Annotated in this window: 16 protein-coding genes; 5 read left to right on the forward strand and 11 right to left on the reverse strand. The window is 68.8% G+C overall.

Going from position 1 to position 26392, the window contains the following annotated elements:
- Positions 1-8 precede the first annotated feature (8 nt).
- Positions 9-899, forward strand: coding sequence for an oxygen-dependent tRNA uridine(34) hydroxylase TrhO (trhO, locus tag BU28_RS0104315; protein WP_028718369.1), 891 nt, complete (start codon positions 9-11; stop codon positions 897-899).
- 89 nt (positions 900-988) lie between these two features.
- Here trhO and BU28_RS0104320 read toward each other — a convergent pair whose 3' ends face one another.
- From BU28_RS0104320 to BU28_RS0104335, 4 genes are all read right to left on the reverse strand, one after another.
- Positions 989-3271, reverse strand: coding sequence for an NADP-dependent malic enzyme (locus tag BU28_RS0104320; RefSeq protein WP_028718370.1), 2283 nt, complete (start codon positions 3269-3271; stop codon positions 989-991).
- Between the two features lie 84 nt (positions 3272-3355).
- Complete coding sequence (locus BU28_RS0104325; protein WP_028718371.1) at positions 3356-4714, reverse strand: oligosaccharide flippase family protein; 1359 nt, start codon at positions 4712-4714, stop codon at positions 3356-3358.
- A gap of 13 nt (positions 4715-4727) precedes the next feature.
- Positions 4728-6212, reverse strand: coding sequence for a GumC family protein (locus BU28_RS0104330; protein ID WP_028718372.1), 1485 nt, complete (start codon positions 6210-6212; stop codon positions 4728-4730).
- Positions 6213-6253: 41 nt separating this feature from the next.
- The gene (locus tag BU28_RS0104335; RefSeq protein ID WP_028718373.1) at positions 6254-6991 is read right to left on the reverse strand and encodes a P-loop NTPase family protein; all 738 of its coding nucleotides are present in this window, start codon (positions 6989-6991) and stop codon (positions 6254-6256) included.
- A 94-nt stretch (positions 6992-7085) separates the two neighbouring features.
- Between BU28_RS0104335 and BU28_RS0104340 the strand changes: the two genes are divergently transcribed.
- Together BU28_RS0104340 and BU28_RS0104345 are read left to right on the forward strand one after the other, a co-directional pair.
- Entirely contained in the window at positions 7086-8105 is a 1020-nt protein-coding gene (locus tag BU28_RS0104340; RefSeq protein ID WP_081791269.1) for a glycosyltransferase family 2 protein, read from the forward strand.
- On the forward strand, positions 8102-8929 hold the full coding sequence (locus tag BU28_RS0104345) for a glycosyltransferase (protein ID WP_028718375.1): 828 nt from the start codon (positions 8102-8104) through the stop codon (positions 8927-8929). Before BU28_RS0104340 ends, BU28_RS0104345 begins: the two co-directional genes overlap by 4 nt.
- Here the strand turns inward: BU28_RS0104345 and BU28_RS0104350 are convergent.
- Positions 8926-9705, reverse strand: a complete 780-nt coding sequence (locus tag BU28_RS0104350) for a hypothetical protein (protein WP_028718376.1) — start codon at positions 9703-9705, stop codon at positions 8926-8928. The genes BU28_RS0104345 and BU28_RS0104350 overlap by 4 nt on opposite strands.
- A 274-nt stretch (positions 9706-9979) precedes the next feature.
- On the opposite strand from BU28_RS0104350, the gene BU28_RS0104355 reads away from it, so the two are divergent.
- Positions 9980-10687 carry a sugar transferase gene (locus BU28_RS0104355; protein ID WP_028718377.1) on the forward strand — a complete coding sequence of 236 codons (708 nt, stop codon included), beginning with the start codon at positions 9980-9982 and terminating at the stop codon, positions 10685-10687.
- A gap of 31 nt (positions 10688-10718) precedes the next feature.
- On the opposite strand, the gene BU28_RS25235 is transcribed toward BU28_RS0104355, so the two are convergent.
- Positions 10719-10907 carry a hypothetical protein gene (locus tag BU28_RS25235; protein ID WP_028718378.1) on the reverse strand — a complete coding sequence of 63 codons (189 nt, stop codon included), beginning with the start codon at positions 10905-10907 and terminating at the stop codon, positions 10719-10721.
- A 174-nt stretch (positions 10908-11081) separates the two neighbouring features.
- On the opposite strand from BU28_RS25235, the gene BU28_RS0104365 reads away from it, so the two are divergent.
- Positions 11082-12287, forward strand: a complete 1206-nt coding sequence (locus tag BU28_RS0104365; RefSeq protein WP_028718379.1) for a glycosyltransferase family 4 protein — start codon at positions 11082-11084, stop codon at positions 12285-12287.
- Here the strand turns inward: BU28_RS0104365 and BU28_RS0104370 are convergent.
- From BU28_RS0104370 to BU28_RS0104390, 5 genes are all read right to left on the reverse strand, one after another.
- On the reverse strand, positions 12268-12888 hold the full coding sequence (locus BU28_RS0104370) for a 4'-phosphopantetheinyl transferase family protein (protein WP_028718380.1): 621 nt from the start codon (positions 12886-12888) through the stop codon (positions 12268-12270). The genes BU28_RS0104365 and BU28_RS0104370 overlap by 20 nt on opposite strands.
- Complete coding sequence (locus BU28_RS0104375; protein ID WP_028718381.1) at positions 12885-17540, reverse strand: MupA/Atu3671 family FMN-dependent luciferase-like monooxygenase; 4656 nt, start codon at positions 17538-17540, stop codon at positions 12885-12887. Before BU28_RS0104375 ends, BU28_RS0104370 begins: the two co-directional genes overlap by 4 nt.
- A complete protein-coding gene (locus BU28_RS0104380; RefSeq protein ID WP_028718382.1) occupies positions 17537-18526 on the reverse strand; it encodes a glycosyltransferase family 2 protein in 990 nt (329 codons plus the stop codon). The genes BU28_RS0104375 and BU28_RS0104380 overlap by 4 nt, the downstream gene beginning before the upstream one ends.
- A gap of 4 nt (positions 18527-18530) precedes the next feature.
- Positions 18531-24812, reverse strand: coding sequence for a type I polyketide synthase (locus tag BU28_RS0104385; protein WP_028718383.1), 6282 nt, complete (start codon positions 24810-24812; stop codon positions 18531-18533).
- Positions 24813-24911: 99 nt separating this feature from the next.
- Entirely contained in the window at positions 24912-26333 is a 1422-nt protein-coding gene (locus BU28_RS0104390; RefSeq protein WP_028718384.1) for a hypothetical protein, read from the reverse strand.
- Positions 26334-26392: the final 59 nt, after the last annotated feature.

Consider the following 26392-nt stretch of genomic DNA (forward strand, 5'->3'; position numbering starts at 1 on the left):
GCCGGATCATGCTGACCGTCGCCGCGCTTTACCATTTCACCCGCTTTCCCGACCCCGCCGCGCTGAAGCCGCCGCTGGCGCGGCTTTGCTGCGCGCTGGGGGTGCGCGGCACGCTGCTGCTGGCACCCGAGGGGATCAACGGCACCATCGCCGGATCGCGCGAGGCGATCGACGCGGTGCTGGCCCATATCCGCGCCCTGCCCGGCTGCGCGGAGCTGGACTGGAAGGAAAGCGCGGCCGAAACCATGCCCTTTGGCCGCATGAAGGTCCGCCTGAAGCGCGAGATCGTGACCATGGGCCAGCCGGACGTCGATCCTGGCACGGCGGTCGGACGCTATGTCGCGCCCGCCGACTGGAACGCGCTGATCGCGGCGCCCGACGTGGCGGTCATCGACACCCGCAACGACTATGAGGTCGAGATCGGCACCTTCGCCGGCGCCATCGACCCCGGCACCCGCAGCTTTCGCGACTTTCCGGCGTGGTGGCGCGACAATGCCCACCGCTTCGCCGGCAAGCGCATCGCCATGTTCTGCACAGGCGGCATCCGCTGCGAGAAATCCACGAATTTCCTGCTGGGCGAAGGCGTCCCCGAGGTGTTCCACCTGAAGGGCGGCATCCTGAAATACCTCGAGGAGGTGCCCGAGACGGAAAGCCTGTGGCAGGGCGAATGCTTCGTCTTCGACAAGCGCGTCAGCCTGGGCCACGGGTTGCGGCCCGGCCATTACGACCTGTGCCACGCCTGCCGCCGCCCCCTGGCGCCCGAGGACCGCGACCGTCCCGAATACGAGACCGGCGTCAGTTGCCACCGCTGTCACGCCGAATACTCCGACGCCGACCGGCACCGGTTCCGCGAACGCCAGCGGCAGGCCGAACGGGGCGAATGCTTCGGCGAGAGCTGACGGCCAGGCCGCTTCTTTCGTGTCCCAATATCCCGGGGGGCGCCTTGCCTGCCTGCAGGGCGGGCAAGGGGTGGGGGCAGAGCCCCCCTTTACTTCACCTGCCCCACCCGGCCCGCCGCGATGGCGGCCATGTTCAGGATGTCGTTCACCGTCGAGCCGGTCGAGCAGATCTGGATGGCATCGGGCACGCCGGTCAGGATCGGACCGACCACCGTGGCGCCCGCCATCTCTTGCAGCAGCTTGACCGAGATCGAGGCCGAGTGCCGCGCCGGCACCACCAGGACGTTCGCCGGCCCCGTCAGGCGCGAGAACGGGTATTTGGCCGCCTGCACCGGGTTCAGCGCCACGTCCACCGTCATCTCGCCCTCGTATTCGAAATCGGCGCCGCGGCGGTCGAGGACCTCGGTGGCGTGGGCCATCTTGACCGCGCGCTCGCTGACCGGATAGCCGAAGTTCGAGAACGACAGGAAGGCCACGCGCGGCTCGAGCCCCAGGCCGCGGGCGACATGGGCGCCGCGGGTGGCGATATCGGCCAGGTCCTCGGCCTCGGGCCACTCGTGGACCAGCGTGTCGCCGATCAGGATGACGCGGCCGTTGTGCAGGACCGCCGTGATCCCCACCGCCCCCGCCGCCGGGGTCACGTCGAAGACCTTGCCGATCTGGGCCAGCACATGGGCGTTCTTGCGCGTGGCCCCGGTCACCAGCCCGTCACCGTGGCCATGCGCCAGCATCAGCGCGGCAAAGACATGGCGGTCGCGGTTCGCCAGCTTGTTGGCATCCTCGCGGTCATAGCCCTTGCGCTGCAGCCGGTTGTACAGCGTCTGGTGATACTGCTCCAGATGGCGCGAATTCGAGGCGTTGACCACCACGATCTCGCGCGCCGCATCGCCCAGCCCCACCGCATCGAGCTTTTCGCGAACATCCGTCTCGCGCCCGACGACCAGGGACTGGCCCATGCCGCCGCGCTGCCAGGCGACGGCGGCGCGCAGCACGCGGGGGTCGTCGCCCTCGGCAAAGATCATCCGGGCCTGGGCCTGGCGGGCGCGGGCATGGATGCCTTGCAGGATGGCGGCGGTCGGGTCCATGCGCGCCTTCAGCGACTGGACATAGCCCTCCATGTCGATGATGGGGCGACGCGCGACCCCGGTGTCCATGCCGGCCTGGGCGACGGCCGGCGGGATGACATGGATCAGGCGGGGATCGAAGGGAGTCGGAATGATGTAGTCGCGCCCGAACTGCAGCTTGCGGCCATAGGCCACGGCAACCTCGTCCGGCACATCCTCGCGCGCGAGTTCCGCCAAGGCGCGGGCGCAGGCGATCTTCATCTCGTCATTGATGGCGCGGGCGTGGATGTCCAGCGCGCCGCGGAACAGATAGGGAAAGCCCAGGACGTTGTTCACCTGGTTCGGATAGTCGCTGCGTCCGGTCGCCACGATGGCGTCGGGGCGGACGGCATGCGCCTCTTCGGGGGTGATTTCCGGGTCGGGGTTCGCCATGGCGAAGATCACCGGGTTCTCGGCCATGCTTTCCACCATCGCGGGCGTCACCGCCCCCTTGGCCGATACGCCCAGGAACACGTCCGCGCCCTTCATCGCCTCTTCCAGCGTGCGCGCCGAGGTATTGGCGGCGTGGGCGGACTTCCACTGGTTCATGCCCTCGGTCCGGCCCTGCCAGATCACGCCCTTGGTGTCGCACATGATGCAGTTGTCGTGCTGCGCGCCCATGGATTTCAGCAATTCCAGGCAGGCAATGCCGGCCGCGCCCGCGCCGTTCAGCACGATGCGCACGTCCTCGATCCGCTTGCCCGACAGTTCCAGCGCGTTCAGCAGGCCCGCGGCGCAGATCACGGCGGTGCCGTGCTGGTCGTCGTGGAACACCGGAATGTCCATCAGTTCCTTCAGCCGTTGCTCGATGATGAAGCATTCTGGGGCCTTAATGTCCTCGAGGTTGATGCCGCCGAAGGTGGGGCCCATCAGCTTGACGGCATTGATGATCTGGTCCGGGTCTTCGGTGTCCAGCTCGATGTCGATGGCGTTCACGTCGGCGAAGCGCTTGAACAGCACCGCCTTGCCCTCCATCACCGGCTTCGAGGCCAGCGCGCCCAGGTTCCCCAGCCCCAGGATGGCGGTGCCGTTCGAGACGACGGCGACCATGTTGCCCTTGACGGTATAGTCATAGGCGGTCTCGGGGCGCGCGGCGATGGCTTGGACCGGGACGGCGACTCCCGGGGAATAGGCCAGCGACAGGTCGCGCTGGGTGGCCATGGGAGTCGAGGCGACGATGTCGTACTTGCCCGGCCGCGGTTCGAGGTGATAGGCCAGCGCCTCCTCGGGGGTGATCCGGGACCTGTGGGGGGTGTTGTCGTCGCTCATGCGCGTCTCCTCCTGACTTTCCGTCTCATTAGCGCGGAGGACGGCGGGGCAGAAGGGGTTAACGGCGCCCGGACGGGCGCCGGATCAGACCAGCAGCGCCGCCACGACGACGTCGCGATGCAAGGTCAGGGCCAGCGCCGCGCCCAGGACGGCCAGCACGGTCGCGGCGATGTCGTGGCGCGGGTCCCAGGCCTTTTGCCGCCGTGCCATCCAGACCGAAACCGGATAGCAGAACAGCTGCGCGATCGCCTGCGCCGCCAGCAGGCCCATCAGCCCGTAAAGCCAAGCCCCGATCACGACCAGCGTGAAATAGATCAGCGCCCGGCTGGATTGCATGACGAAGAAGGCCCGTGAATCGCCCGCAGCCAGGGCAGCCGTCTCATAGCTCAGCGGGATGATCAGCAGCATTTGGATGCAGGCGATGGCAACCAGGATGCCGCCCGCCCGATGATAGCGCGAATCGTAAAGGGCATCGACCAGCCAGGGCCCGATCAGCGCCAGAACGATCGCCACCACCATCAGCAGGCCCGTAAAGGCCGCCCGGGTGCGGGCCAGCGTCCGAAAGTTCGCGGCGCTGTCGCCGGGCGGGTGTTCGCGGTACATCGGGATGAACAGCCGCCCCGCAATGGCCGTGCCCAGAAGGCCCGGCACCGTGGCCAGGAACTGGCCGATGTTGTAGATGCCCAGGTGGTCCAGCGTCAGCACGCGGCCCAGGATGATCCGGTCGCCTTGGAACAGCAGAAAGCCGCAGATGGTGCTGAAGAAGATCCACTTGCCGAACTTGACGATCTCGTCCCGTGCGGCCTTTTCCATGCGGAAGCGGTCGACATGGCCCGGCAGCATGTAGTGAAACAGCGCCAGCTGGACGAAGGCGCCCAGAACCTGGCCCCAGACCAGCGCCCAGACGCTTTGCAGGATCAGGGCGGCGGCGATGGTGATCAGGATGCCGATCATCTGATTGGCAAGCTCGATCAGCGTCAGGCGGCCGATCTGCAGGTGTCGCCCGGCGCTGTCGATGCGCGTCGGAAAGAAGCCGCCCACCAGCATCGAGATCGCGGCAGCCGGAAAGACCCAGGCGAATTGCGGCGCGTCGTAGAACAGCGCCAGCGGCCAGGCCAGGACGCAGGCCGTGCCGAAGATGATGAAGCCGCGGATGACCTTGATCGTCCAGGCCGTGTCCAGGAAGGCCGGGTCGTCCCCCCGCTTGCTTTGCATGATCGAAGGGCCAAGCCCCATGTCGCTGAACATGTTCAGCCCGATCAGGAAGCTGCCGACCAGGGCCATCAGGCCGAAGTCGTCGGGGCTGAGAATGCGCGTCAGCACCAGGTTCGAGGCGAGCCGCATGATCTGGCCCAGGCCGAAATTGGCCATGGACCAGGCCCCACTGCCCAAGGCGCGCGAGGCGAAGCTTTTGCGCGGAGCGTCCGTCGAGGTGTCGCTCATCTCCAGCCCTCCCTCAGCCCATGCCGGCGGTCGGGGCCGGCACCACGGCCGGCGAGGGCAGGCCCGGGATCCAGCCCAGCAGCCACAGCGCCACGAAGGTCCCCGCGATCAGCAGCAGCAGCATGTAAAGCACCCGCAGGCGCCGCATCCGCAGGTCGCGGGCGCTTGGCCGATAGGGCAGCGCGATGACGGGGCGGGTGCCGGTCGCGCGGGCGAACTGGTCGGTCCGGCGCAGGACGGGGTTCATCAACTCGAGGATGAAAGCGATGGCAAAGGACAGGCCGATGCTGCCCATTGCGCCCAGGGCCGCCTTTTTCTTGCGGCTCGAGATGGCGGGGTATTCCGGCGGCAGGGCGCGTTCCAGCATCACGAAGCGTTCGGCCTGGTCGTTGTTCATCAGAAGCTGCTGGGTCTCGACCTGGGCCAACTGGCGCGAAATCTCGGCGTAGCGGTCCTGAAGCCGGCGCTGTTCGCGCGTCATCGCCTCGAGGTCGCGGGCGACCTGGGGCGCGCGGGCACGGGCGCGGTCGATTTCGTTCCGCCGCTCCTGCACGCGGTTCTTTTGCTGGGCCAGCTGTTCAAGCTGGCTGTCGTAAAGCTGCGCCTCGCGCTCGGTCAGGTTCGAGCTGTTCTCGTCGCCCGCGTTCAGGCGGCGCAGGTTTTCCTCGAGCCGCGCGATCTCGGGATGGTCGGGGGCCAGGGTGCGCCGGGCCTGGGCCAGTTCGATCTCGGCCGTGCGGATCTGCTGGACCAGCGTGGCCGAGGCCCGCGTGTCCGCGGTCAGGCTCGGACGCTCAAGCCCCAGGCGGCTGCGTTGCAGCGCCATGATCTCGCGATCGAGGGTGTTTTCGGATTCGGCCAGTTGCGCCAGTTCGGTCTGCAGGAACTCCTGCGAGCTGGGCAGGGCGTCCTCGTTGCGGGTGCTGAACTCGGCCAGGCGGCGGTCCTGCACGGCCAGCGCCTCGCCCAGGCGCGCCTCCTCGCGCATCAGGTAGTTGCGGGCCTCGACGATGCGGGCCTCGCGGTTTTCGCGGTCGCGGCTGACCACGCTGTCGGCGAAGTCGTTGGCGATGGCCGCCGCCATCATGGCCGTCTCGGCCTGCGAGGTGATGATGATGGCCGCCAGCGACATGCGCGAACCCGCCGCGACCCCCGGGGCCGCGACGCTGTTGATGCGGGTCGAGCTGCGCACCGCGGCGATCTTGTCGGTATCGCTCATCCCCGGGGTGTTCTTGAACATGCCCAGCCGGTCGATCACGTCCAGGATGTTTTCCCGCGCCATCAGCCGCTGTTCGATCAGCTGCACCCGCTGCGACGCGGGCAGCGAGGCGTCGCCCCCCGGGTCCACCGCGGCGGGCATGTCGATCTGGATCACGGCCGAGGCCTCATAGACCCGGGGCGAGGAAACGATCAGATAGAAGGAAAACAGGATGCCCAGCACCACCACCGTCAGCATCAGCGGCAAGCGCCGCCGGATCATCGAGATGATGTCGGCCAAAGATTGAATTGGTCCCAAACGCCTGAATCCCTAATCGCTCGTCAGTCTTCGGATTTGTTCAAAATGAGGCCCAGGACGGGCGGCATGCCGGTCAGCAGCCGCTGCGCCTCGGCCATGTTGGCGGCGGTGTTGCGTCGTCCGTCCGCCACCAGCAGGATCGCGTCGGCCATCGGCAGCGTCGCCAGCGCCTCGTCCTCGGCCAGCAGGGGCCCGGTGTCCATCAGCGCGATCCCCTCGGCGGGCATCGCCTCGACCAGCGACTCGAGCGCCTGAGCCAGACCACGGTCCTGCAAGATCTCGGACGCATCGGGCTCGGCCCGGCCGGGGGCCAGGACAGAGAGGTTCGGCGCCTCTTCCACCAGCCTGATCAGCGTTCCGATCGCGCCACCCGACGTCAGCGTGGCCGACACGGAATCGCAACCCGGGATGCCCAGGGTCGATGCGATGGCGGGCCGCGCCAGGTCCATGTCCAGCAGCATGACCTGGGTGTGCTTCTGCCGAGCCAAGGCCAGGGCCAGGTTGACCGTGACGAAGGTCGCCCCCGCCCCACGGGTCAGCGGCGCCACGGCCAGCTTGCGCCAGCCCCGGTCGCGCATTTCACGCAGAAGGCGTGTGCGCAGGATGGAGAAACGCTGGGCGATGACCTTAGCGTGGTCGTCGTCCGAGGCGCGCGCGCCTTCGCGGCGGATGAACTTGCTCGAGACGGGCTGGCGCGCCGGCGCAAGCGCAGAAACGCCGGCCGGCGTCTCGTCCGGTGTCTTTCCTGTTTCGGCCTGCACCCTGTGGCCCCTCTGCCTCTGGTAGAACGACGACGACACAAGCCACGCACCGGGACGATGACTTTGCCGCTGCGCGCATGGTAACGTCCCCGCCATGAGCGCGACAACCGAAAACCGTCCAGATCACGACAATGCTCGGCAATTCCCCTGCGCGGGTGCGAATCGGGTCACAGCCATCGCCATTGGCCGGAACGAGGGCGAGCGGCTGATGCGCTGCCTGCGCTCGTTGCTGCCGCAGGTCGGGCGGGTGATCTATGTCGATTCCGGGTCGACCGACGACAGCGCCGCCCGGGCCGAGGCGCTGGGGGCCGAGGTGGTGCGGCTGGACATGACGCGTCCCTTTACCGCCGCCCGGGCGCGCAATGCGGGCCTTGCGCTGGTCGCCGAGGCCGATTTCATCCAGTTCGTCGACGGCGACTGCGAGGTCGAGCAGGGCTGGATCGACACTGCGCTGGCGGCGCTGGCCGCCGACCCGCGCCTGGCCATCGTCGCCGGGCGCCGGCGCGAGCTGTTCCCCGACCGCTCGATCTACAACCGCATCTGCGACGACGAATGGAACACGCCGGTGGGCCCCGCCCGCGCGGTCGGGGGCGACATGCTGGTCCGGCGCGCGGCGCTGACGGACATCGGCGGCTTCGATCCCACGCTGATCGCCGGCGAAGAGCCCGAGATGTGCCTGCGCATGGCCCGGGCCGGCTGGACCATCCGGCGGCTGGACGCGCCCATGACGATCCACGACGCGGCGATGACGCGCTTTGGCCAGTGGTGGCGTCGGTCGCGCCGCGCCGGGCACGCCTTCGCCGAGGTCTCGTGGCGTTATCGCGATGGACCCGAGGGGTTCTGGCGGCGCGAGACGCGGCGCGCGGTCCTGTGGGCCCTGGCGCTGCCCCTGGCCATCCTTCTGGGCGCGCTGCTGACGCCCTGGGCCTGGCTGCTGCTGGCGCTTTATCCCCTGCAGGTCGCCCGCATGGCGCTGCGCGACCCCAACCCCCGCGACCGCTGGCGCCGGGCCGGCATGACCATGCTGGGCAAGTTCGCCGAGGCGCGGGGATTGCTGGAATTCCACCTGAACCGCCTGGCAGGCCGCCGCGCCGGATTGATCGAATACAAATGACCCCTTGCACCATCATCATCCCCGCCCATGACGAATCGGCCTATATCGACGGCTGCCTCGACAATCTGCTGGCCCAGGACTACGCCGGGCCGGTCGAGGTCATCGTCGTGGCCAACGGCTGCCAGGACGATACTGCCGACCGCGCCCGCGCCCGCACGGACGACTTCGCCCGACGCGGCTGGTCGCTGCGGGTCGAGGAACTGGCCCAAGGCGGCAAGATCGGCGCGCTGAACCACGGCGACGCCTGCGCCGGCCCGGGCATCCGCTGCTATCTGGACGCGGACCTTCGGATGGCGCCCCGCCTTCTGTCGCGCATGATCGAGGTGCTGGACGTGCCCGAGCCGCGCTATGCCGGCGGCAGGCTGGTCGTGGCGCCCGCGAAAAGCTGGGTGTCGCGCCGCTACGGCCGGTTCTGGCAGACCCTGCCCTTTGTCGCCCGGACGGTCACGGGGGCCGGCCAGTACGGCGTCAATGCCGCGGGCCGGGCCCGCTGGGGGGCGTTCCCGCAGATCATCTCGGACGACACCTACGCCCGGCTGCAATTCGACGAATCGGAACGCATCCTGATCGACGAGCCCTTCTACTGGACCATCGTCGAGGGCTTCGGCACCCTGGTCCGTGTCCGCCGCCGCCAGGACAATGGCGTGGCCGAGCTTGGCCGGCTTTACCCCGAACTGCTGTCGCGCCAGGGCCATGTCCGCCCCGGCAAGGTCGAGCTTCTGCGCCTTGCCGCGGCCGATCCCCTGGGCTTTGCCACCTATGCCGCCGTCGCCCTGGCGGTGCGGCTGGGCCGCAACGACCAGGACTGGGCACGCGGCCGCTAGTCGGGCTTGTCGAAGGCCGCGACCGTTTCCTGCGCCAGTTGCTGCAGGACCTCGACCTGATCCTTGGGAACCGGGGGATAGGCCCCGTATTCGCCCATCAGTTGCCGCGGCAGGCCGACCGGGCTTTTCCCGGTCAGGACGGCATAATGGATCATGGTGACATAGTAGAAACCGGCATCGGTCGGATGGATGTCGTCGCGAAAGAAGTCGCGGATGGAATCGGCCCCGGGCACCCGCCCCTCGGCGATGGCGTCATGCAGCCGCACCATGCCCAGGCCGGCCGGGATCAACTGCATGGGCGCGGCGTCCGCCGGCAGTCCGCCGTTGACCTTGTCCACGATCCCCTGCCATTGCGGCAGATCCGACAGGATCCGGTCGCGCCAGGTCCGGGTCGTCCCGGTCTGCGCGTCGTCGATGTCGTCCCAGGTCTGGTAAAGATAACTTTGCACGCGGGGGTTGGCGTCCAGCGCCAGCTTGACCCAGCGCGCCGCATAGCCCGCGCTGTCGTGATATTCGATGGTCGGAGCCAGCGGCACCCGTTCGGTCAGCACCAGAACGTCGACCGGATGGTCGGGGATCCAGGAGCGCCCATCAACGCCCTGTGCCACGGCGCTTTCCTTCCACTGCACCTCGAGGGGCGCGCCGTTGATGATCTGATACTGGATCGTGGCCTTGGTCACGTCGCGCATCATCTCGGGCAGGGTGGGACTGACAAGGCTGTGACCCAGATAGAAAGCCGTGATTCCCTCGGCAAGAAACTGCAGGACACTCGTCAAAATACAACTCCAAATTGATAACCCGACTCTGGCGAGTGTGGGGGAATGGCCGGCCCGCGACAAGCCAATTCAATTCAAGGTTGTTTCAACTTTTCAAACGCAACCGAGGCTTTGCAGCGGGGCATGCTGCCCGGGTCCGCGCCTCAGCCCAAAAACATTCATAAGTCTTTGAAAACAAACCAACCTATCCTTTTGGGCAACACAGCATTTCGTTCTAGTTTTATTAAAAGTCGCGGCTATACTGCCCGATGTACCGATTACACAGGTTAAAGAAATGCAGCACATCCATAGTTTTGTTGCGCAAGCTGATTTGGACCCCGTTGTTTCCATTCTGCAAAACACTTCCACCGCAACTCCCGAACCCGTCGGCGTAAGCTCTGCCTATGCCCGTTTCATCAAGCGTCCGCTGGATATCGCGGCGCTTCTTCTGGCAGCGCCCATCGTCCTGCCGGTCGTCCTCATCCTGGCGCTGATCGTGGCGTTCCAGGGTGGCAAGCCCTTCTATTCGCAGATGCGGGTGGGCCGCTCGGGCCGCGCCTTCCGCCTGTGGAAGCTGCGCACCATGGTGGTCGATGCCGATGCGCGCCTGGCCGAATACCTGGCCGCCAATCCGGCCGCAAAGGCGGAATGGGACGCGACCCAGAAGCTGAAGAAGGACCCGCGCATCACCCCGGCCGGGCGCTTCCTGCGCAAGACCTCGCTGGACGAACTGCCGCAGCTGTGGAACGTCCTGATCGGGGACATGAGCATCGTGGGCCCGCGCCCGATGATGCTGGACCAGGCGCAGCTGTATCCTGGCGCGGATTATTACCACCTGCGGCCCGGCGTCACCGGGCTGTGGCAGATCTCGGATCGTAACGACAGCACGTTTGCCGCCCGGGCCACCTTCGACGCGAAATATGCCGCAGACCTCAGCTTCGCGGGGGACCTGTCGATCATCGCGCGAACAGTCGGCGTTGTGGTGCGCTGCACCGGCTACTAAGCCACGATCGGGCGGCCTTGGCCGCCCTTTTCTATTTTTCGTGATATTCCATGCACCGATAGCGGCGCCATGCCAGGAACAGCAGCGCCAGCGTACCGCTAAGCGAATACAGCCCCAGCGCCGCCAGCAGCGACAACTCAAGGGCGAACATGCCCCAGGCGGCGCAGACCATCGCGATCACGATTGCTATGGTAACAATGCCGCTCAGCGGAGCCTCCAAGACCTACTCAGGGTTGTCTTGCCAATATAAACCCGAAATGCTACGGAATCTCTACTCTTTTCGTATCATGGCCTATCAAGGCCTGGATTCGCCTAACGGCGTGGTTTGCTAGGCAGAAACCAGCTTAAATCGCCGCTTCTGCGTGCCTCGGGTGTTTGATAAAGGTTTACAGCCTTGCGAATCGGCTATCTCGTCAACACCTACCCCCGCCCCTCGCACAGCTTCATCCGGCGTGAGATTGCGGCGCTGGAAGCCCTGGGTTTCGACATCCATCGGTTTTCCATGCGGGGCGAAGCCCAAGCCCTGAAGGACCCGGCCGACCGCCAGGAACACGACCGCACCGAACGCATCCTTGAGGCGGGCGGCCCGCGCCTGCTGGGCGACCTGGCCCGCGCGGCGGGCGCCAATGCCGGGCAACTGCGCCGTGCCGTTTCCAGGGCCCATGCCCGAGCGCAGGCGGGCGAATCCAGCCTGGCGCGGCAGCTGATCTATCTGGCCGAAGGCGCCCGCATCGCGGCGCGGTCCAAGGCCCTGGGCTTGCAGCACATCCACGCCCATTTCGGCACGAACTCTGCGCGGGTCGCGGGTTTTTCGCGGCTGCTGGGGGGGCCGCCCTTCAGCTTCACGGTGCATGGGCCCGAGGAGTTCGACCGCCCCCAGCCCCTTGACCTTGGGGGCAAGCTGGCCCTGTCCGAGTTCTGCGTGACGGTCAGCAGCTTTGGCCGGTCCCAGATGTATCGCTGGGCCGATTCGGCGGACCTGGACAAGGTCCGGGTCGTTCATTGCGGCCTGGATCTGGACCGCTGGCGCGACCCGGCGCCCATGCCACAGGGGCCGCTGCACCTGGTCGCCGTAGGCCGCTTTGCAGAGCAAAAAGGCTTTGGCCTGATGATCCGGGCCTTTGCCCAGGCGTGGCGCGAAAACCCTGCCCTGCGCCTGTCGCTGGTCGGGGACGGAGAGTTGCGCCCGCTGGTCCAGCAGGTCATCGCGGCCGAGGGCATGGAGCCCGCGGTCTCGCTGCTGGGCTGGCAGGATGAAACGGGCGTCCGGGACGCCATCGACGCGGCCCACGTCCTGGTCACCCCCAGCTTTGCCGAGGGCCTGCCCGTCGTGCTGATGGAGGCCATGGCCCGCGCCCGCCCCGTGATCGGCACCTATATCGCCGGGATCCCCGAACTGGTCCGGCCCGGACAGGATGGTTGGCTGGTTCCGGCGGGGGATGCCGATGCGCTGGCCCAGGCGATGCTGGACGCCGCCGCCTGCGCGCCGCAGGCTTTGTCCGAGATGGGGCAGTCGGCCCTGGCCCGGGTCACGGCCCGTCACGACATTCGCGAATCGGCCCGGCGGCTGGCGGCGCTGTTCACCCGCGCCACAGGCTGATCGCCAGGTAATAGCCAGCGGCCACGCCCCAGCGGCCGCCGATCAGGCGATGCCCCAGGCAGGCCCGGATGCGGTCGCCGCGCACCACCGCCGGCACGGCCGAGAAATCCAGCATCCGGCCGCTTGCCGGATATTGCGCCTTGAACATCGCCTCCTTGCCGCAAAAGACCAGCAGCGGGGCTGGGTTTGCCATGCGATAGGGCATGACCACCTCGGACAACCCTTCGGGCGGGGCACGGTCCAGGGGTTCGATATCCACGCCAACCCAAGGCCCGCCCGGGGGGGCCGCGATGGCGATGCAATGCGCGCCGCTGTGCGACAGGCTGGCGCGCTGCGCCTGCGGCAGGTCCGGGCGTCGGTCCGGACGCTGCGCAATCGGGACGGACGCGGGCCTCTCGTGGCCCGCCTCGGCCAAGGCCCGGCGCAGGGCCATGCGGCCCAAGGCGAATTCGCGCCGGCGCTTGGCGACCGCGCGCGCCATCGCCACCTCCTCGGCCGGAAGCAGCGGATCGGGGTCCTGCGCCAAGGACAGGACAGCGCAACCGAAACCCGGCGGCATCAGGCGCAGCGCCAGATCGCGCAGCGCCTGTTCGGGGTTCACCGGCCCCCGCGCAGCTGCGCCCGCAAGGCCCGGCGCCGGGCCATGGCATCGTCGCCGCCCTGCCCGGACGGCGTCTCTGCGGCGGCGGCGGGTGCTGGCGCCGCGGCAGGAGCCGCTGGCGCGCCCACCGGGGCCGACGCCGGCACCGGCGAGGCGCTGTTGGCCGGGGCCAGCGTGGCGACATGGCGGATGAAATCGCCCATCACCGGAAAGCGGAAGATGTCCGTCACCCCCAGGCGCGGCAGGGCCAGACGGTCGCGCATGGTCCGGTGCAGCTGGATCGCCAGCAGCGAGTGGCCGCCAAGCGCAAAGAAATTGTCCCGTGCGCCGATCTGGGGCACGCCCAGCACCTCGGACCAAAGCGCATGGACCGCCGAAGCCAGTTCCTCGGTGGAAGCGGCGGCCGAGGACGCGGCCGCGGCCTCGACGGCCGGTGCGACCGCGGTCGCGGCGGGGGCGGCACCAGCGGCGCCCGGCACCGGCAGCTGCTTGCGGTCGATCTTGCGGTTCGGGGTCAGCGGCATCCGGTCCAGCCGGATGATCCGGCCCGGCACCATATGGGCGGGCAGATGCGCCACCAGCGCCTCGCGCAGTGCCTTTTCCGCCAGCGACGCATCGCCCGTCACATAGGCCACCAGGCGCTTGTCGCCGGGCGTGTCCTCTCGGACCAGGGCGACGGCCTCGCGCACGCCGGGTTGGTCGGCCAGGGCGGCCTCGATCTCGCCCAGTTCGATGCGGAAGCCGCGCAGCTTGATCTGATGATCGGCGCGGCCGATGTAGTCCAGCCCGCCGTCGTCACGCCAGCGCACCAGATCGCCCGTGCGATAGATCCGCGCACCCCAGGGCGCGCCGCGATCCGCCGGAACGAAGGGATCGGGGCGGAAGGCCGCCTCGGTCAGGTCCGGGCGCTGCCAATAGCCGCGCGTCACCCCGTGCCCGCCGATCCACAGTTCGCCCTGGGCGCCCGGAGCCACCGGCACGCCCTCGGGGTCCAGCACATACAGTTGGGTGTTGGCAATGGGCCGGCCCAGCGTCACCTCGGCCGCTTCGGTCACGTCGGCCACGGTGGACCAGATCGTCGTCTCGGTCGGGCCATACATGTTCAGGATGCGCGCGCCCGTCGCCTTGCGAAGATCGGCCAGCAGCGCGGGGGGCAACGCCTCGCCCCCGACCATCATGCATTTCAGCCCCGCCATGGCATCGGCCACGACCGGGTCCGACACCAGGATCCGCGCCATGCTGGGGGTGCATTGCAGGTGCGTCACCTTCCACCGGCGGATCTGCGCGGCGATCGAGAAATCGCGCGGGTCAAGCTCGGCCTCCACCGGGTTCACCTCGGCCCGCAGCCGCGCGAGCAGCGGAAAGCCCGCGACGACCTGCTCGGGCGCGATGCCATAGTCGATCAGGCAGGCCACCTCGCCCACGCCGATGGTCTTCAGATGCTCGACCCGGGCAATGGCATCGTCCAGCGAGCCGAACAGGCCCGAATCCTCGAAATAGCGCAGGAAGGCGAATTCCAGAATGCCGTCCAGTTCCTCCTCGCTGAGCGAGCCGAGGTCGATGGCCATGGGGTTGGTCATCCCTTCGGGCTTGCGGAAGGCCGGAAAGTCCCAGGCATATTGCTTGACCAGGGCGGCCGCGCTGCGCAGGTAGTTCTTCATCGGCTCGCGGGCGATCTCTCGCGCCGTCTCGCGATCCTCGGCCAGGCAGGTGTGCAGCATCAGCGTGACGGTGAAGTTCGCCGGGTCATGCCCGACCGAGCGCAGCGCCGCGTGATAGTCCTTGATCCGCTGCGCCACCACGTCGATGCTTTGGCCCAGCAGGTGGGTCAGGACGTTCATGCCCAGACGCCCGGCCTCGACCCAGGTGTCGGGGTTGCCGGCGACGGTCATCCACAGCGGCAGGTCCCTTTGCACCGGGCGCGGCTGGGTCACGACGCCAAAGGGTGTGCCATCCTTGCGCGGGAATTCGACCGCCTCGCCGCGCCACAGCCGGCGCAGCTGGTCGATGCCCTGGATCATCGCCGCCTTGTTGGTCGGCGGCGCGTTTTCGGGGCGCAGGATAAAGTCGTCCGGCTGCCAGCCCGAGGCGATGGCCAGTCCCGCCCGGCCGCCGGTCAGGTTGTCGATCACCGCCCATTCCTCGGCCACCCGCGCGGGATGATGCAGCGGCAGCACGCAGCTGCCGGCGCGCACGGAAATGTTCTTTGTCACCGCCGCGACGGCCGCACCGGACACTGCGGGGTTCGGATAGGGTCCGCCAAAGGCGTGGAAATGGCGCTCGGGCGTATAGACCGCGACGAAGCCGTTCTGGTCGGCAAAGCGCGCGCCATCCAGCAGAAGCTGGTATTTCTTGGGCCCCGGCCCGTCGTCGTTGCCCCAATAGAACAGGCTGAACGCCATGCCGCCCTGCACGTCGCGGCGCGGCTGGGCGGGGGCGCTGGACACCGCCAGCCGCGATTCCTCGCCCGCGATCACAAGCCGCAAGCCGCGCGCCAGCGACCAGAAGATTTCCAGCACCGAGATGTCGAAGGACAGGCTGGTGACGGCCAGCCAGCCGTCCCCCTCGGCATGGGGAATGACCGCGTCCATGCCGGCGAAGAAGTTCGCGACATTGCGGTGTTCGACCATCACCCCCTTGGGCCGGCCGGTCGAGCCAGAGGTGTAGATCAGATAGGCCAGGTTCTGCGGCTGAACGCCCGTGGCGGGCGCGGCGACCAGCCCATGCGGCAGGTCGGTCGGAATGGTCACAACCTGTGCACCATGCGTCGGCAGCCGGTCGGCAAGCCCGTCCTGGACCAGAACGACCCGGGCGCCGCTGTCCTGGATGTAAAGCTCGATCCGGTCGGCGGGATAGTCGGGGTCAAGCGGCACATAGGCGCCGCCCGCCTTCCAGATCGCCAGCGCGCCGATCACCAGTTCGGGCGAGCGCTTCGCGAACAGCCCGATCGGCTGGTCGGGACCGACGCCCATCTGCACCAGCCGCGCAGCAAGCGCGTTCGCCGCCCGGTCCAGCTGACCACGGGTCAGCACCCGGTCCTCGAAAATCAGGCCGGGCGCATCAGGATCGGCCGAGGCCCGTTCGGCGATCAGTTCGTGGATGCAGGCCAGGCGCACGTCCACCAGGGTGTCGTTGCGCGTCACCAGCAGGTCCCGCAGCTCGGCCGCGTCCAGCAGCGAGATGTCACGCAACGCCGTGTCGCCGGGCAGAGCCAGGCCGGCGTCCAGGGCGCGGGCGATGCGACCCGCCTGGGCCGGGCTGACGCGGTCCGGGTCGTGCAGCAGGGCCGCGCCACCCTCGGTCAGGGCCACAGTCAGGGCCGCGCCCGCAACGGGTTCCAGGTCGCGCAGGTTGATCGCCAGGTCGGGCGTCGCCGCATCGCGCAATTCGGGCGCGCGCTGGATCAGGTCGGCCAGGAAGTATCCCCGTTTTCCGGCCTCGGCCTGCCGGTCGGCAAGCTGCGCGGCGAGATCGGCCAAAGTCATGGCCGAACGCGCCTCGACCGCCAGCGGCTGCCAGCCGGCTACCAGCGGGTCGCGCGGCGTCTGGGCGGGCAGCAGCGCCAGATCGAACTGCGGCTGCGCGGCCAGCCGCCCCAGCAGCGCCGCGGCCAGCGCCACCCGCTGGTCCGAGGCTCCGGGCATCAAGGCAATCCGCTCCACCCGGCCCGAGGGCTCGCCCTGGATGACGGCCGGGCTCATCCGGGCCAGGCGCCTGCGCCACCAGCCGTCGTGGCGGGCGGCCGCCTCGGCCAGTGCCGTCAGATGGGCGCGACCCTCTGGCGACAGCGGCGGGATCACCGTCCCCAGGGTGGGCAGATCACCGCGAAAGATCAGCCGGACCGCACCGTCGCCCGTGGCGATGGTCGCGATCTCGCCATGATGGGCCAGGACGGTGCCGGGCGCGGCGGTCGCGGGTTCGGTCCCGGCCGAGGCCGTCACCCCCAGCAGCCGCCCGTCCGCCAGCCTGACCTTGGCCTCGGTCAGCGGGTTCCAGTAGCCACCGTGGTCCAGGCCCCGGACCAGCGCGCAGATGCGCCCGGCGGGCTGGGAAAAGTCGATGACCCCGCCGGCCTCGGGACGCTTGTCGCGACCAACGTAGCTGCGCTGCGACAGGTCTTGCGGCACCCGGCGCGGGCCTTCGCCCTCAAGCTGGGCCACGACCTCGGGGAAGCTTTCGGCGGCGCGGGCAAAGCAGCGCGCGTTCAGCGTCAGCGCGGTGTCGTCCGGGCGCATGTCGAACAGGACCTGCGCCAGGATGTCGCCTTCGTCGACGCCACCCTCGATCATGTGCCAGGTGACGCCGTGCTGCGGTTCCTGCCCGATGATCGCCCAGACCGGCGCGTTCAGCCCCGCCAGGCGCGGCAGGGGGCCGTCATGGAAGTTGATCGCCCCCTTGCGCCCGCGCGCCAGCATCTCGGGCTTGAGGATCGACAGGTTCGCGACGCTGAACAGCCAGTCGGCCGCGGGCGCATCCGCCGGCATCGGCGCGTCCTGGTCCTCGACCGCAAGGCCCGCGCCGCGCGCCCAGGCCTGCAATTCGGGGTTGCGCGTCACCACGGCGGCGATGCTGTGCCCGCGGGCCAGCAAGGTCTCGGCCGCGTGGCGCAAAAGCAGCTCGTTACCGACCAGAATCGCGGAAAATTGCGTCATGGCTTACCCTTTTCAACATGAACCGGCCTTGGCTGGCGACGCAAGGCGTGGCGCGTCAGCTGGCCCAGATGGCCCGGCGGAACCCCGGTGTCGCGGCGCTGGACCAGGCAGCGCAGGCGCCAGACCCCCTCGCCCGCCAGGTTCGCCGCGGTGGCCCAAAGGGCGCCCGCACGGCCGTGGTGCTTTTCGAAATAGCGGCGGCGGGAGTCGTACCAGTAATCCGGCACCCGTTGCCATGTCTTCATCCCCGTGCTGGCCGAGCCGATATGCTCGACCTCGCTTTCGACGACGTAATGCGTCTGCCATCCGGCATCGGCGGCGCGCCGGCACAGGTCCGTTTCCTCGAAATAAAGAAAGAAACCTTCATCGAACAACCCGATCCGGTCCAGCACGTCCATGCGGATCATCATGGACGCACCGGCAGACCAGTCCACGCGACCCGATGTCACGGGCTGCGGCATGGCCACCACGCGGTCGCGGAACAGTCGCGTCACCGGGCCGCTGCGGCTGGCCGCCTCGAAGTCGCCGGCGGCCGAGGGAAAGCGAAAGGCGGTCAGGTGCGGTTCGCCATCGGTGCCGCGCAGGCGCGAGCAGGCGATCCCCGCCTCCGGGTGCCGGCCGAGATAGTCGACCAGCGCCCGGATCGCGCCCGGTTGCGGAATGGCGTCCGAGTTCAGCAGATAGACCAGATCCGGCCGCCGCCCGTCGGGCAGGCCCTGGCGGATGCCGTGGTTGTTGCCGGCGCCGAAGCCGCCGTTCCAGCCCGATTGCACGACCGCCACGCGGTCGGCAGGCCAGCCGCGCGCCGCCGCCTCGGCCCGGATCCGTTCGAACGAGCCGTCGCCCGAATCGTTGTCGACGATGGTCACGCCGCCGTCCATCTCCGCCAGTTCGCGCAAGGCGGCATCGGCCGCATTCAGCGACAACTCGGGCGTGCGCCAGTTCAGCACGACGACCTGCACCGCAGGGGTTTGCGTTCCCGCCATGGCCCTACTCCGCCGCCTGGGCGCGGGCCGAGGCCTCGCCGTCCGCATCGCGCAGCAGTTCGCGCAGGACGCTGGCCATGCGGCGGACGTTCGGCTCGAGCACCATCGAATCGTGGTCGCCCGGCACCTCGATCACCCGCAGCTTCGGCATCCAGGGCCCCCAGCCGTTATCCTCGAGCAGGTATTCCCGCGCCGAGGTCACATGCCGCCCGCCCGAAACCCGGAAGCGGGGATCCAGCGGCGGGCGGAACATGGCCACCGGCCCGTCCCACTCCGTCAGCGTCATGCCGGGCAACCAGGACAGGAAGGCCGCCTCGATCGCCAGATCGTGGAAGGCCCCTTCGGCCGCCTGGGCGCCGGCCTCCAGCGCCTGGGTCTTGGCCCGCCGGCTGACTTCATAGCGGATGCGGTCGCCGACCCATTGGCGGATATAGCCGAAACCGCCCTCGCGCGTCTCGGCCAGGCGGATCAGCAGCCGGTCCTTGCGGCTCAGCGGTTCGCGAAGGGGCAGCGGCGTGTCAAGCATGACCAGCATCGCCACCTCCTCGCCCGAGGCGCGCAGCTGCCGCGCCATTTCATAGGCCGTCAGCCCGCCGCCCGAAAAGCCGCCCAGCAGATAGGGGCCCTGCGGCTGCACCTCGCGCAGTTCGGCGATATAGTCGCGCGCGGCATCGGCAAAGCTTTCGTGGGGCTTGTCATCGCCCAGAAGCCCCCGGGCCTGAAGCCCGTAGAACTTGCGGTCCGCCCCCAGGCGCTGCGCCAGCTGACGCAGGTTCATCACGTTGCCGAACATGCCGGCCACCATGAAGAAGGGGGTGCCGTCGCCCCGCCCGCCCATGTCGACCAGGAAGCGGCGCCGCGCACGACCCTCGGCCGCCGGAAGGGTGCGGACATTGTCCGCGACGGGCAGCCGGGGGCCGGTCCGTTCCTCGACCAGGGCGGCGAGTTCGGCGATGGTCGGCGCCTCGAACAGGGTCGAGATCGGCAGGTCCACGTCGAATTTCTTGCGCAACTGCCCGAACATGCGCACCGCGATCAGCGAATGGCCGCCCAGGTCGAAGAAGCTGTCCGCCGCGCCGACCTGGGCGATGCCCAGAAGCTCGGACCAGATGGCGGCAAGCTCCGCCTGGGTGCCAGGCGTGGGTTCGACGAAATCGCTGTCCAGGTCGGGCCGCTCGAACCCGCCCTCGGCCGGGGCGGCATCGGTGACCACCGCCGCCTCGGCCATCAGCGCGTTCAGGTCCAGCGACGAGACATAGACCTGCGACAGCCCGGTCGAGATGGCACGCGACAGCATCGCGGGACCGACCGCCGCCGGGATGCCCTGGCTGATGTTGTGGTGCAGCCGCCGTTCGGCCGGCGACATGCTGCGGCCCGCCTGCGCCCGGCGCGGCTGGGCGCTGATCGCCGCCGTCAGCTTGCGCAGGGCAAAGCCGCGGATTTCGGCGCAGACGGTGCCGTCGGGCGCGGCCAGGGTGATGTCGAACTGCGCCATGCCCAGGGCATCGGTGTTCTCGCCGGCATTGCGGATGCGGCTGACCACCTCGGCCGGAAGCGGCCGGTAAAGCCGGATCGAGCGATAGCCCATCGGCACCCACAGGTGCCCCGGGCCCCAGCCGCGGATCAGCGCCATGGCCCAGCCGGTGGCGATGTCCATCAGCGCCGGATGCGCCAGCCAGCCCTGATCCAGATCGGAACGGAACTCGGGGTCCAGCGCCAGTTGGGCCAGGCCCTCGCCCGCGGACAGGCGGAAACGGCGCAGCACCTTCCAGCGCGGGCCGAAGTCCATCTGCCCCTCTTGCGCCGAAGGCAGCGCCGCACCCTGTCCGTCCTTGTCCCACGGGCCGGTGGTTTCCAGGGGCGCGGGCGCGGCCTCTTGCAGGGGGGCCAGCAGGGCGGTGACATTGGGCGCGCCCTGCGGGTCGTCCAGGATCGTCACCCGCAGGCTGTCGCCCGCCGGCTCGACCCGGGTGGTGACAAGGGCGGTGTCATCGACCAGCACGGGGCGCTGGAACTCCAGGTCGCGGATGACAAACGGCAGCGACAGGCCCGATTCCAGCGCCGCCTCGGCCACCAGCTCGATCCAGCCGGTGCCGGGCATCAGCGCCTGGCCCTGCGCGGTCTTGTGGCCGCCGATGATCCAGTGCTCCATGCGAAGCGCGGTGCGGAATTCGCGCCCGACCGGCATGGGCATGACCTGATCCAGCAGGGGCCGGTCGACGACGGCGCCGGCGGGCGGCGCCTGGTCCAGACCCAGCGCCCGCGCGGCCATGCCGGCATCGGCCCAGACCCCCCAGTTGACCGCGACCACCCGACCCAGCGCCGCCGGCGCAGAACGCGCGACCGCGTTCAGGTATTCGTTCGCCGCCACGTAATCGGCCTGCCCCGCCGGCGCGATCACCGAACTGGTCGAGGCGAACAGCACCGTCAGCTTGGCCGGATCGTCCGCCAGCGCCTCGGCCAGGGCGCGGGTGCCCAGCAGCTTCGGCGCCAGCACATCCCAGCTTTCGTCGTCGGTCTTGGCGGCGATCAGGCTGTCGCGGATCACGCCCGCCGCATGCAGCACCACGTCAAGGCTACCGAAGCGCGCGCGCACCTCGGCCGCGGCGCGGGCCATGTCCTCGGCGCTGGTCACATCGGCCCGGATCGCCAGGACCTGGGCGCCCAGCGATTCCAGGTGCCGGACCGCGGCGGTCACGGGCGCGGCGTCCGTCCGCCCGCGCGTGGTCAGCGCCAGCTTCACCCCGCGCGGCGCAAGCTCGCGCGCGATGGCCTGTCCGATGCCGCCAAAGCCCCCGGTGATCAGGCAGACGGCACCGTCCGGGATGCCCGCCATGCCGTCCTCGGCCAGGGCGACGCGTTCCAGCGACTGTTCAAAGCGGCGCCCGTCGCGCCAGGCGGCCAACGCCGCGCCCGACGGCGCCAGCGCCTCCTCGAGCAGCATGGACGCGGCGGCGTCCTGCCCCTTGCGGTCGGGCAGGCGGATGTCGACCAGCCGCGCCGAAACCTGGGGCATTTCATGGGGCAACACGCGGATCGGACCGGCGGCGCAGGCCTTTTCGGGCGCGCTGGCGGGTTCGCCCGCGACCTGCAGCGCGTCGTTGCAGACTGCGATCAGGTCGAGCCGGGCATCCGGCAGTTCGGTTCCCAGCGCCTGCGCCAGATGCAGCAGGCTGAAATAGCCGCGTTCCAGCTGGCTGTTGAGCAGGCTGGACCCGGCGCGGAAGCTGACCCCGCGGGTCAGCGACCACAGATGCAGGATGCGGTCGGGCACGCGATCCTGCGCCGCAAGCGCGGCCAGCAGCATCTCATAGCCCTCGCGGTCGGATTCGACGGGCAGGGTAAAGCGCCCCTCGCCCTTGTCGGCGAAGGTGTCGGCGATCGAGACCACGGCCACGCCCTGGTCCAGCCCGCGCAGCAGTTCCGCCAGCCGGTCGCCGATGCCCAGATCGTCGGCAAAGACCAGCCAGTTGCGCCGCTGGGATGCGATGGGACCCTTGGGCCCGATCTCGATGGCGGGCGAGTCGAGCTTCCAGGCCGGGCGCCATCCCCAGGCGGCCGGATCCTCGATCCGGGCCAGTTCCGCCTCGGCCTCGGCCACCGCCGTGGTCGAGCGTTCGATGAAATAGCGCTTGCGCTGGAACTGGTAACCCGGCAGCGACAGCCGACGACGCCGCGCACCGCCCCAGATCTGGTCCCAGTCGATATGGCCGCCGCAGGCCCAGACCCGCGCCAGCGCCGCCATGAAATAGGCGTCGTCCGCCGTCGCGTGGTCGCGGTGGCGCAGGGTCGAGATGACCTGCCCCGCATTGACCGCAGGATGCGCCTTGGCCATGGCCTGCATGGCCCGGCCCGGCCCGACCTCAAGGAAGATGCGGTCCGGGTTCTGCGCCAGATGCGCGATGCCGTCGGCGAAGCGCACCGTGCCGCGCAGGTGCTGGACCCAATAATCGGGGCTGGTCGCCTCGGCCTCGGTCAGCGGCTGGCCGCTGCGGTTCGAGATGATCGGGATCTGCGGCGCATTGAGCGGGATCGAGGCCAGATAGGCACGGAATTCGGCCAGGATGCCTTCGAGCATGCGCGAATGGGCCGCGATCGAGATGGCGATGCGCTGGCATTCGACCTCGCGCGCGGCCATGCGGGCGGCGAACTGGTCCAGCACCGCATCGGGGCCCGAGACGACCGACATCGAGGGGCCGTTGACCGCCGCCAGGTCCAGTCCCAGCGCATCCAGTTCGGTCTGGAATTCGACCGGCTCCAGCGGCACGGACAGCATCCCGCCGGCGGGCACGCGGTCGAACAGCAGCCCGCGCAGCCGGACCAGGCCGATGCAATCCTCGAAGCTCATGACCCCGGCGATGCAGGCGGCGGTGTTTTCGCCCATGGAATGGCCGATCAGCGCCGTGGGCCGCACGCCCCAGCTGATCCACAGCTGCGCCAGCGCGTATTCCGTGATCATCAGCAGCGGCAGTTGCAGCGAGGGCTGCAGCAGCCGGCGGTCCGCCTCGGCCTCGGCCCCCGGTTCGGGCAGCCACAGCGCGCGCAGGTCCGTGCCATGCGCCTGCGCCATGTGGTCAAGGCCGCGGTCCATCCATTCGCGGAACACGGGCTCGGTCTGGTAAAGGCCGCGCGCCATGCCGGCGTATTGCGCACCCCCGCCCGGCAGCATGAACACCGGTTCGGCCCCCTCGGCCACCAGCTGATGGTCGAACACCAGCCGGTTGTCGCCCCCGTCCAGCAGTGCCGCAGCCTCGGCCGCGTCATGGGCGACCAGCACCCGGCGGCGGTCGAACTGGCGCCGCCCTTGCGTCAGGGTAAAGGACAGGTCGGCCATGTCGACGCCCGGATTGGCCCGCAGCCAGGCCGCCAGCGCCGCGCCATTGGCATCGACCGCGGCCTTGCTGCGCCCGGACACGGCGACGATATGGAAGGGCCAGTCGGAGTCCTCGGCCGCCACAGGCGCCGGGGGCTGTTCCAGTATGCAATGGGCGTTGGTGCCGCCCACGCCCAGCGAGTTGACGCCCGCCCGGCGCAGGCCCGCAACCGGCCAGTCGCCCAGGCGGTCGTTGACCTGGAACGGCCCGCCCTCGAAGTCGATGGCGGGGTTCGGCGCCTCATAGCCCAGGCTGGCGGGGATGCGGCCGTGATGGACCGCCAGCGCCGACTTGATCAGCCCGGCGCTACCCGCCGCCGTGTCCAGGTGCCCGATGTTGGTCTTGACCGAGCCGATGCGGCAAGGCCCCTGCCGCGTGCCGTCGGACACCCGCGCATAGGCCTGGTTCAGCGCCGCGACCTCGATCGGGTCGCCCAGGGCGGTGCCGGTGCCATGGCATTCCACATAGCCGATGCTGTCCGAGCTGACGCCCGACATCACCAGCGCCTCGGCGATGGCCTGGGCCTGGCCCTCGACGCTGGGCGCCAGGTAGCCGGCCTTGGCCGCGCCGTCGTTGTTGATCGCGCTGCCCTTGATGACGGCCCAGACATGGTCGCCGTCGGCGATGGCATCCCGCAGCCGGCGCAGCACCACGACGGCCGCGCCGCTGCCGAACACCGTGCCCTGCGCCCGGTGATCGAAGGCGTGGCAATGGCCGTCGGGCGACAGGATCTCGTTTTCCTTGTAGAGATAGCCCAGACCATGCGGCATCTCGATGGTGACGCCGCCGGCCAGCGCCATGTCGGTTTCGCCCGAGTTGAGCGACTGGCAGGCCATGTGGATCGCCACCAGCGAGGTCGAGCACGCCGTCTGCACGTTGATCGACGGGCCGGTCAGATCGAAGACATGGCTGACGCGGGTGGACAGGAAATCCTTGTCGTTGCCGGTGTGGCGCAGCAGGAAATGGCCGACGCCATCGACCAGGTCGCGGTTCGAGCAGACGTTCCAGTAGAAATAGCTGCCCATCCCGCAGCCTGCCCAGACGCCGATGTTGCCCGCGAAACGGTCCGGGACATGGGCCGCATCCTCGAGCGCGTGCCAGCAGGTTTCCAGGAACTTGCGGTGCTGGGGGTCCATGATCGCGGCTTCCTTGGGCGAGAGGCCGAAGAATTCCGCGTCGAATTCGTCGTACTGGCCCAGGATCGCCGCCGCCGGCACATAGTTCGGGTCCGACAGCCGCGCCCGCGATTCGCCCCGCGCGATCAGCTCGGCCTGGGGGATGCGCTGGATCGATTCCACCCCCCGGCACAGATTGTCCCAATATTCCGCGACATTGGACGCCCCAGGAAGCTGGGCCGCCATCCCGACGATAGCGATATCGGTTTCGGAAATCTGACTTTCGTCGAAGGCCATGTCATGCCTCTTCAATGTGGACACGTCGTTTCTGGCAGAAATTAATTTAACAACTGTTGCGCGTATCAGGGGATAGCGAATCCGGGTCCTTTGACCAACCTATAAAACCGTCTGGATGCCTGCCTTTTTAGGCAGATACTGCGGGACCGCGGCCGATGTGCCCGTCGCTTCGACGCCGACGAGCAGCCTTCGGGCATTGCCCAGCAGGGCGCCCGCGGCCAGCCAGGTGATGGGCGTCTGCGTCGCGTTGGGAATCAGGTCCAGGCAGTTCATCGCCAGCATCAGCGACAGGCAGCCCAGCGACAGGTATTCCTGCCGCACCGGCCCCCCGCCGCCCTTGGGCATGGCCCGCAGCATGGTGAAGATCGGCACCAGCAGCAGCAGGAAGATCGCCAGATAGCCGTAGATCCCCTTGGCCCCGATCCAGATCACCCACTGCCCGTCCGGCACCGAGCTGAGCCGCCCGTCGTAGGGATCGTAGAACAGCGGCCGCCCCCAGCCGCCCCAGCCGAACAGGGGCCGTTCCAACGCACGCTCAAGAAGCTGCTCTTCGTTGGTCAGGCGAAACTCCAGCGACCGGCCCCGTTCGGGCGAGATGGCCATCGCGGTGTCGAGGATGCCCTGCATGGGCGAAAACGGCGTTGCCCTGAGGGTCGGATAGGTAAAGGCCACCGTGGCGACCAGGGCTGCGACAAGCACCATCAGCCGGGGCCGGGCCAGCGCCACCAGGGGCGCGGCCATCAGCGTCTGGATCAGCGCGCCGGCGGACTTGCACAGCAGGACGATGCAGCCCAGATAGCAAGCGATCAGGATGTTGCGCCCGGTCGGATTGCCCCGCGCCAGGGCGATGGCCGCCAGGAACGCCCACATGGTGATCAGCGCGACCCACAGGGGATGCTCCAGGAACACGATGGGTCGATAGCCGCCATAGCGGATGGTCTGGATGAAGTCGTGCTGGAAATAGCCATAGACGATGATGTTCGTCTGCGGGCTGAAGCGCAGTTCGAACAGCATCAGCGCGCTGTAGCACAGGATCCCCGTCACCAGCGCCTTCAGCAAAAGCTCGGCTCCGCGCTGGTTCCACAGCACGTTGTAGCCCATCAGAAACGGAAGCAGCTGCATGAACAGCACCATCGTGTCGCCCATCCCCTGGGTGATCGACATGTTCGGACGCACGTTGATGCCGTCATACAGCGTGTCGGGATTGGTGATCGTGGTCAGCATGGGGCTGGTGAAGTTCATCACCAGCAGCAGGCTGACGACCAGGCCCATGGGTGGCGGATGCGGGTCGTCGCGGCGCTGGTCGCGGCTCAGGAACAGCATCAGCCCGGCGCAGAGCGCGGGGATCATCGCCTTGTTGATGCCGGGAAACAGCGGCAGGTCGATCTCGATCAGCGGGGGCAGGATCAGATAGCCGGACAGCATCGTCCAGACCAGCGCGCGCTGGTGGTCCATGCGCGAAAAGATCACCGCGGTGACCACCGGCCAGATCAGCAGCATCAGCAGTGCGAATGCGGGCAAAACCCTGTCTCCCTTGGCCGAAGCGGTGCGGCCTGTTGCGGATCCGGGCGGAAAGAAGA

Origin of the sequence: Paracoccus yeei ATCC BAA-599 (assembly GCF_000622145.1) — a bacterium.
Lineage (GTDB): Bacteria > Pseudomonadota > Alphaproteobacteria > Rhodobacterales > Rhodobacteraceae > Paracoccus > Paracoccus yeei.